This window comes from Methanobrevibacter thaueri (assembly GCF_015062905.1).
Lineage (GTDB): Archaea > Methanobacteriota > Methanobacteria > Methanobacteriales > Methanobacteriaceae > Methanocatella > Methanocatella thaueri_A.
The window spans coordinates 1-6485 of the sequence record NZ_SUTK01000068.1 but is presented as its reverse complement, the minus strand read 5'-3'; the positions used below and the strand labels follow the sequence as shown (position 1 = coordinate 6485).

The window sequence follows — 6485 nt, the reverse complement described above, 5'->3', positions numbered from 1 at the left end:
TTCATTTTCTTTTTTTTTAAATTCAATTTTTTCTTATCATGATTAATCATTAACATTTATAAGGTAAACTTTACATAAATATTAATATTATATTAATTAAATGGGGATTAAACATGTTAACATCTGTTCAAAAAGAAATTTTGCAAACCTTAATTAACTTATATCAATCCTCTAATGGAAAGTCCATTAAGGGCGAGGATATTGCTGAGGTTATGAACAGGAATCCGGGAACAATTCGTAATCAGATGCAGGCTCTAAGAAGTTTAAGTCTGGTTAAGGGAGTGCCTGGTCCTAGAGGAGGATATAAGCCAACAATTGAAGCGTATCATGCTTTGAACATTTCAGTTTCAGACAATGATTCCATGGTGCCTATCTACAAGAACGGCAAAAGGATAGAGGATATTTCTGTTGCTAAGATTGAATTTACCAGTGTTCCCCAGCCTAGTGAATGTGAAGCTGCAATTAAAGTATTGGGAAGCATCAAAGATTTGAATCTTGGAGATGAAATCAGTATAGGTCCAACACCGGTAAACAACTTGGGAGTCATGGGGACAATCGTTGGCCGTGACGATATGGACAATATACTTTTGCTTGATACAAAAACCATCAGAAGCATTCCTAAACAGACTGTAGGGGACATTGCAAGCCGTGATGTCGTATCATTTACAGTTGACTGTTCCGTAAAAGAGGCAGCCAAAAAGCTAGTCAAAAAGGAAATTGACGGAGCTCCTGTTATAAAGGATGGTAAGGTTGTGGGAGTGTTCACATTAACCGATTTGGTAAATGCTATTGCTGAGGATAAGGAAGATAAAACCGTCGGCGAGCTGATGTCAACAAATGTGGTTATCGTCAATGAGGATTTAAAGATAGCCAATGCAATTGAGGTTATGCTTAAAAAATCAATTTCAAGATTGATTATTGCAGACAACAATCATTCCCTGCTTGGAATTGTCACAAGAACAGATTTAATTGACAGCATAACAAACTTAAAGCAATTCCCTATCATTACCAATTAAGTGATTTAATGAAAGTTAACCCAATAAATATTTCAAATTGTATGAAGGTATCTGATTTAGTTGATGAATTTGACAGATCAGGTGTTTTAGGAGCGGGCAGAGTAGGAAGGGCCTGCAATATTCTAACCGATATGATTCAGGATGATGACATGAAGGTTTTCATGAGCCTTGGAGGTCCCTTGATACCTGGGGGCATGAGAAATATCGTAACTAAAATGATTGAAAATCGTCATGTTGATTTGATTGTATCAAGCGGGGCCAACATCACTCACGACCTGGTTGAGGCATTTGGAGGATCACATTACCGCCATGAGGGGCGTGATGATGAAGAGCTCAATGAAGAGGGCATAGGCCGGATTGCCGATATAAATGTCGGTTCCGATGATTTTACCATATTCGAAACTGAAATAATCAAAATCTTTGAAAAGATTTCCAGCGAAAGAAATCATATCTCCATCCAGGAACTGTTATATGAGATTGGTTTGATGGTTGATGATGAAAACTCATTTGTAGCCGCCGCTGCAAAAAACAATGTTCCCATTTTTGCTCCGGGATTAATCGATTCTATGATGGGCCTGCAGCTGTGGATATTTAACCAGGACCATGATTTTGTAGTGGATGCGGTAGCTGACATGCATTACCTCTCAGATATTGTCTTTGAAGCCGAGAAGGTAGGTGCAATTCTTTTGGGAGGAGGCCTAACAAAGCATTATACATTAGCATCCAATGTCATTAAGGGCGGCCTTGATGCGGCTATTCAAATTACAATGGACAGGCCGGAAGCAGGCAGTCTGGGCGGCGCACCACTTGAAGAGGCAAAGTCTTGGGCGAAGGCAAGATGCGGATCCAGCCTTGCAAGTGTCGTTGGGGATGTTACAGTAATCTTTCCATTGATTTATGCGGCTTGTCTAGATAGGATTTCAAGTGATTAAATGAATTATATTATTTTAGCTATTTTATTTTTATTGTCCGGATTTTTCATGAAATATTCCGACGATTTTTTTGACGAAAAGCATGATTTGAAGTTTGCAAGCATTTTTGGAGTATTATGTGGTTTGGCTTCAGCAATTGCAACTGTAAGTGATGTTGGAGCGGCTTATGTGTTCATAGCGATTTTGATAGGCAATCTGATAGCCCTAAAAGTCGACGGCATTCATCATATCATTTCCATGGCTATATTTGTGGTTGTATGCTTGATTTGCGGAATTCCTGATTTGAATTTAATTGTTCTGCTTGTTTGTATTGTAGGAGCATTATCTGATGAAATAGGTCATGAAACCATAGGTAAAGTTACCGATAATACCTTTTTAAATCTGTTTTTTGAATATAGGTTTGTGATGAAAATAGTTATATTCGTATTGGCATTTGCCGGTGCCTTCGATGTTTTTGTATTCATCTGCTTCATATTGTTTGAATTAGCCTATGAATTTGCAGGAATAACTTTTGAAAAGTTAAATTAAAAAAAGAAAGTTAAAAGGAATTAAAAATTCCTTTATTTAAATTTATTCTGTTTCGACACCCATTCTACCAGCTACTCTAGCAATGAGAACGGTAACGATTACAGCAACAATGGTTACAATAATAGCATAGGTGAATAAACTAGGGAGTGCGTCTCCAGTACCGATAAAGCTTTCAATTAATTTTTGGATTGCGCTGTTCCATGCTTCACCTGCAACGAATGCGAATGCAGTTGTAATCAAAGCTAAGATGGTTTCCATAATCATTTTTGTTACTTCGTTTGCCATGTTTTTTTCCTCCGTTTAATTATAATTTGTTCAAAGATAATAAGAACAATGATATTTTTATTCTTCTTAATTTATAATATTTTAGGTTTATTTGATGGATTCGATTAAACTTTTGCATGCAAGACCAGGGTCTTCTGCCTCGTAAATGCTTCTTCCGACGATTATTGCATTTGAGTATTCCAATGTCTTTTTGCCGTCTCCACCTTGTTTTCCAACTCCTGGGGAGATTATGTATGCATCACTGCCCACAATGTTTCTGATGTCTGACAGACGGTCAAGTCTTGTGGCCGGTGCAACATAGTTTTTTATTCCCATTTCAACTCCCATCTCAGCTATTGCATCCGCATTTTTCTGCAGAAACATTTTGGCTCCGGGATGAGACATTTCAGTCAGTAAAAATAACTCTTTTTCATGCTTGTTTGCCATATCGAGGCATGCCTGCACGCTGTCTTCGCCGACAAATCCGTGGCATATTATTGCATCCGCCCCAGCCTTGAAGGTTTCGTCACAGATCTTTTCGTTTGTCGCATCGATGTCTGCCACTTTAAAGTCGCATATTACCTTAAATCCGAATTTGTCCTTTAATTTGTTTATTATTTCAAGACCTTCCGCAAGAGCTAGGGGATAGCCGATTTTTATGGTGTCGATGTATTCCTTTATTGAGTCACAAATTTCAATCGCTTCACTTTCACTCATCACGTCAAGTGCTAGAATCAAGTTGTTTTTTATGTTCATGGTATCAAATTTTGTAGTTTATTTTATAAATTTATTAGGTTTGCCTAAATTTTGTTTAGGGTATTACTAATAATATTTATATATAATAAAGTATATAATATCATTATCAATAAAACTTTATAAAATTTTAACTATATTTTAAATTTTTATTGAGAGATTAATCAAATTACATTGATTAGAAATTTGGAGGAAATAATTTATGCATATTATGGAAGGATATTTACCATTGACCTGGTGTATTATATGGTTTGTCATATCATTCATCGTTGTCGCATTTGGTTTATATCAAATCAAAAAAATCGTAGATGAAACACCTGAATCCAAAGCTTTACTTGCAGTAAGCGGTGCATTCATGTTCATCTTATCATCTTTGAAATTACCTTCCGTTACTGGAAGTTGTTCTCACCCTTGTGGTAACGGATTAGGTGCAGCGTTATTCGGTCCTGCCGTAACAGCTGTACTCGCAACTATCGTACTTCTTTTCCAAGCATTATTACTTGCTCACGGTGGTTTAACCACTTTAGGTGCAAACATATTCTCAATGGGTATTGTCGGACCTTTAGTTGCATGGCTTGTATACAAAGGATTAACCAAAGCTAATATTTCATCAACCATTGCAATCTTCTTTGCAGCATTTTTAGGTGACTTATTAACTTACGTAGCTACTTCATTCCAATTAGCTATTGCTTTCCCTGCTCCTAGTTTCGGATCAGCATTAACAAAATTCTTAGTTATTTTCGCAGTAACTCAAGTACCATTAGCTATCGGTGAAGGTATCTTAACAGTAATTATCTGGGATAGATTAAAAGCTTACAAACCAAAATTATTAGATAAATTAGGTGCTTTAGCTCCTAATGAAGCATAAGGTGATATAAATGAAAACATCAACATTAATTATATTGGCTGTTGTTTGTATCATATTGTTCATTGCACCATTAATAATGTTTAGTGGTCATGGAGAAGATGATGGATACTTTGGTGGTGCAGACGATGCTGCAGGTGAAGCTATCGAAGAAACTGGTTTCAAACCTTGGTTTTCATCTATATGGGAACCACCTAGTGGTGAAATAGAAAGTTTATTATTTGCTCTTCAAGCAGCTATCGGAGCAATCATTATTGGTTACTTCTTTGGTTACTGGAGAGGACAAGGTAAAGAAGAATAATTAGATTCTTCTTTTATTTTTCTTTTTTTATAGTGATTTTATGAAATTTGATATGGATTATATTGCACATCATAATGCTTTAACAGAAACAAATCCTTATTTTAAGTTGTTTTTAACAATAATATTATTAATTGTTACATTGGCTCTTGATAATCTATATTTTGATGTATTCATCTTTGTTGTAATGTCTATTATAATATTAGTCATTGCTAAGATTAACTATAAATCTTATTTGAAATTCCTATCACTTCCAATGGCATTTCTTGTTATAACATGTATATTCTTATTGTTCTTCTTTGGAAAAGGAGAAGTCATTTATGAAACTGGAATATTAGGTATTGTAGTCACTACCGATTCGTTCCATTATGCGGTTTATACATTTATGAGAGTAATGGGATGTTTACCATGTTTAGGTTTCTTAGCTCTTACAACACCTATTGCAAAGGTCTTAAATTGCTTAAGAACTTTGAAAGTTCCGAAGGTTATGGTTGAAATAGCTCTTTTGATGTATAATGCAATTTTCATATTCCTGAATGAAATCGATACCATGCAAAAGGCACAGGACACAAGACTCGGATATCATTCATATTGGACTTCATTCAAGTCTTTAGGCGCTCTTGCAAGTACAATATTTTTAAGGTCTCTTGATAAAAGTGAAACATTGCAATTTGCACTAGATTCAAGAGGTTACACTGGTGAACTTCCGGTTTATGAACCGAGAAAAAAGGAGAATTAAAATGTTAGAGGTAAAAAATATTAAATATTCATATAATGCGGATTATCAGGCGCTTAAAGGAGTTAGTCTAAAGATAGAAAAGGGTGAAATGGTTGCTCTTTTAGGTAAAAACGGTGCCGGAAAATCAACATTATTCCTGCATTTGAATGGAATTTATCAGCCTGATGAAGGGCAGGTGTTCATTGACGGTGAAGAATTAAAATATGATAAGAAATCCTTGCTCAAATTCAGGCAAAAAGTTGGAATCGTTTTCCAGAATCCTGATGATCAGATATTCGCCCCTACAGTTGAGGAGGATGTTGCATTCGGACCTCTTAACTTAGGTCTTCCGATGGAAGAGGTTCAGGACAGGGTTGAAGAGGCTTTAGCACGTGTTGGAATGAGCGGATTTGAAAAGACTGCGCCGCATCACTTGAGTGGAGGTCAAAAGAAAAGAGTTGCAATTGCCGGAATTCTTGCAATGAAACCTCAAGTAATGGTTTTGGATGAGCCTACCGCAGGTCTTGACCCTCAGGGAGTTGTTGACTTATCAATATTGCTTAATGAACTCAACGAGGAAGGGATTACAATTGTAATATCAACACATGAAGTCGATTTGGTTCCTAACTATGCTGAAAAGGTTTTTGTTTTGGTTGACGGTTTGCTGATTGCTGAAGGAACTCCTAAGGAGATTTTTGCAAAACCTGAAATCTTGGAACAGGCAAATCTAAAGGTTCCTATTGTTACAGACTTATTCCAACAACTTGAAAGGGAAGGCTTTGACATGAATGGAGATTATCCGTTAACAATTGATGAAGCCAAGGAAAAGTTTTTGGATTTGTTAAATAAAAACTAATTTTTTTTTAAACCAGATTTTTTTCATAAAATTAAAAGTCAAAGTATTACTCATAGTAATAATTCATAATACTTTCTTATTTTTGATTAAACATTTATATTAATAAAAACATATTTTTTCATAAGGTGAATTTAGATGAGAATTGGAATTTGTGATACCACTTTTGCTCGCTTTGACATGGCCGCAGCGGCTATCGACGAGCTGAAAAAGAATGCTTATGATTTAAAAATAATCCGTGAAACTGTTCCGGGCGTT

9 protein-coding genes and 1 pseudogene are annotated in these 6485 nt (G+C 35.8%); 8 read left to right on the top strand and 2 right to left on the bottom strand.

What is annotated here, in order from left to right:
- The first annotated feature begins 113 nt into the window (after nt 1-113).
- From E7Z79_RS08865 to E7Z79_RS08855, 3 genes are read left to right on the top strand one after another with little or no spacing between them, the layout of a single operon-like run.
- Nucleotides 114-1016 carry a CBS domain-containing protein gene (locus E7Z79_RS08865; RefSeq protein WP_303739593.1) on the top strand — a complete coding sequence of 301 codons (903 nt, stop codon included), beginning with the start codon at nt 114-116 and terminating at the stop codon, nt 1014-1016.
- A gap of 8 nt (nt 1017-1024) precedes the next feature.
- Nucleotides 1025-1948, top strand: a complete 924-nt coding sequence (locus tag E7Z79_RS08860; RefSeq protein ID WP_303739592.1) for a deoxyhypusine synthase — start codon at nt 1025-1027, stop codon at nt 1946-1948.
- Complete coding sequence (locus E7Z79_RS08855) at nt 1949-2476, top strand: hypothetical protein (RefSeq protein ID WP_303739591.1); 528 nt, start codon at nt 1949-1951, stop codon at nt 2474-2476.
- 42 nt (nt 2477-2518) lie between these two features.
- Here E7Z79_RS08855 and E7Z79_RS08850 read toward each other — a convergent pair whose 3' ends face one another.
- Both E7Z79_RS08850 and pyrF read right to left on the bottom strand, forming a co-directional pair.
- Entirely contained in the window at nt 2519-2761 is a 243-nt protein-coding gene (locus E7Z79_RS08850) for a DUF5654 family protein (RefSeq protein ID WP_303739590.1), read from the bottom strand.
- Between the two features lie 87 nt (nt 2762-2848).
- Nucleotides 2849-3496, bottom strand: coding sequence for an orotidine-5'-phosphate decarboxylase (gene pyrF, locus E7Z79_RS08845; RefSeq protein WP_303739589.1), 648 nt, complete (start codon nt 3494-3496; stop codon nt 2849-2851).
- 199 nt (nt 3497-3695) lie between these two features.
- Between pyrF and cbiM the strand changes: the two genes are divergently transcribed.
- The 5 genes and pseudogenes from cbiM to E7Z79_RS08820 all read left to right on the top strand — a co-directional run.
- Complete coding sequence (gene cbiM, locus E7Z79_RS08840) at nt 3696-4361, top strand: cobalt ECF transporter S component CbiM (RefSeq protein ID WP_303739588.1); 666 nt, start codon at nt 3696-3698, stop codon at nt 4359-4361.
- A 10-nt stretch (nt 4362-4371) separates the two neighbouring features.
- Nucleotides 4372-4659, top strand: a complete 288-nt coding sequence (locus E7Z79_RS08835) for an energy-coupling factor ABC transporter substrate-binding protein (protein ID WP_303739587.1) — start codon at nt 4372-4374, stop codon at nt 4657-4659.
- Between the two features lie 40 nt (nt 4660-4699).
- Entirely contained in the window at nt 4700-5395 is a 696-nt protein-coding gene (cbiQ, locus tag E7Z79_RS08830) for a cobalt ECF transporter T component CbiQ (protein WP_303739586.1), read from the top strand.
- Nucleotide 5396: 1 nt separating this feature from the next.
- Nucleotides 5397-6230 (top strand): ATP-binding cassette domain-containing protein, encoded by an 834-nt coding sequence (locus E7Z79_RS08825; RefSeq protein WP_303739585.1) that lies wholly within the window; start codon nt 5397-5399, stop codon nt 6228-6230.
- A 135-nt stretch (nt 6231-6365) separates the two neighbouring features.
- A pseudogene (locus tag E7Z79_RS08820) lies at nt 6366-6485 on the top strand (riboflavin synthase); the annotation flags it as partial.

Excerpts from the sequence above, each read along its gene's own strand:
- E7Z79_RS08865 (WP_303739593.1), top strand. The coding sequence starts at position 114 with ATGTTAACATCTGTTCAAAAAGAAATTTTGCAAACCTTAATTAACTTA.
- E7Z79_RS08860 (WP_303739592.1), top strand. The coding sequence starts at position 1,025 with ATGAAAGTTAACCCAATAAATATTTCAAATTGTATGAAGGTATCTGAT.
- E7Z79_RS08855 (WP_303739591.1), top strand. The coding sequence starts at position 1,949 with ATGAATTATATTATTTTAGCTATTTTATTTTTATTGTCCGGATTTTTC.
- E7Z79_RS08850 (WP_303739590.1), bottom strand. The coding sequence starts at position 2,761 with ATGGCAAACGAAGTAACAAAAATGATTATGGAAACCATCTTAGCTTTG.
- pyrF (WP_303739589.1), bottom strand. The coding sequence starts at position 3,496 with ATGAACATAAAAAACAACTTGATTCTAGCACTTGACGTGATGAGTGAA.
- cbiM (WP_303739588.1), top strand. The coding sequence starts at position 3,696 with ATGCATATTATGGAAGGATATTTACCATTGACCTGGTGTATTATATGG.
- E7Z79_RS08835 (WP_303739587.1), top strand. The coding sequence starts at position 4,372 with ATGAAAACATCAACATTAATTATATTGGCTGTTGTTTGTATCATATTG.
- cbiQ (WP_303739586.1), top strand. The coding sequence starts at position 4,700 with ATGAAATTTGATATGGATTATATTGCACATCATAATGCTTTAACAGAA.
- E7Z79_RS08825 (WP_303739585.1), top strand. The coding sequence starts at position 5,397 with ATGTTAGAGGTAAAAAATATTAAATATTCATATAATGCGGATTATCAG.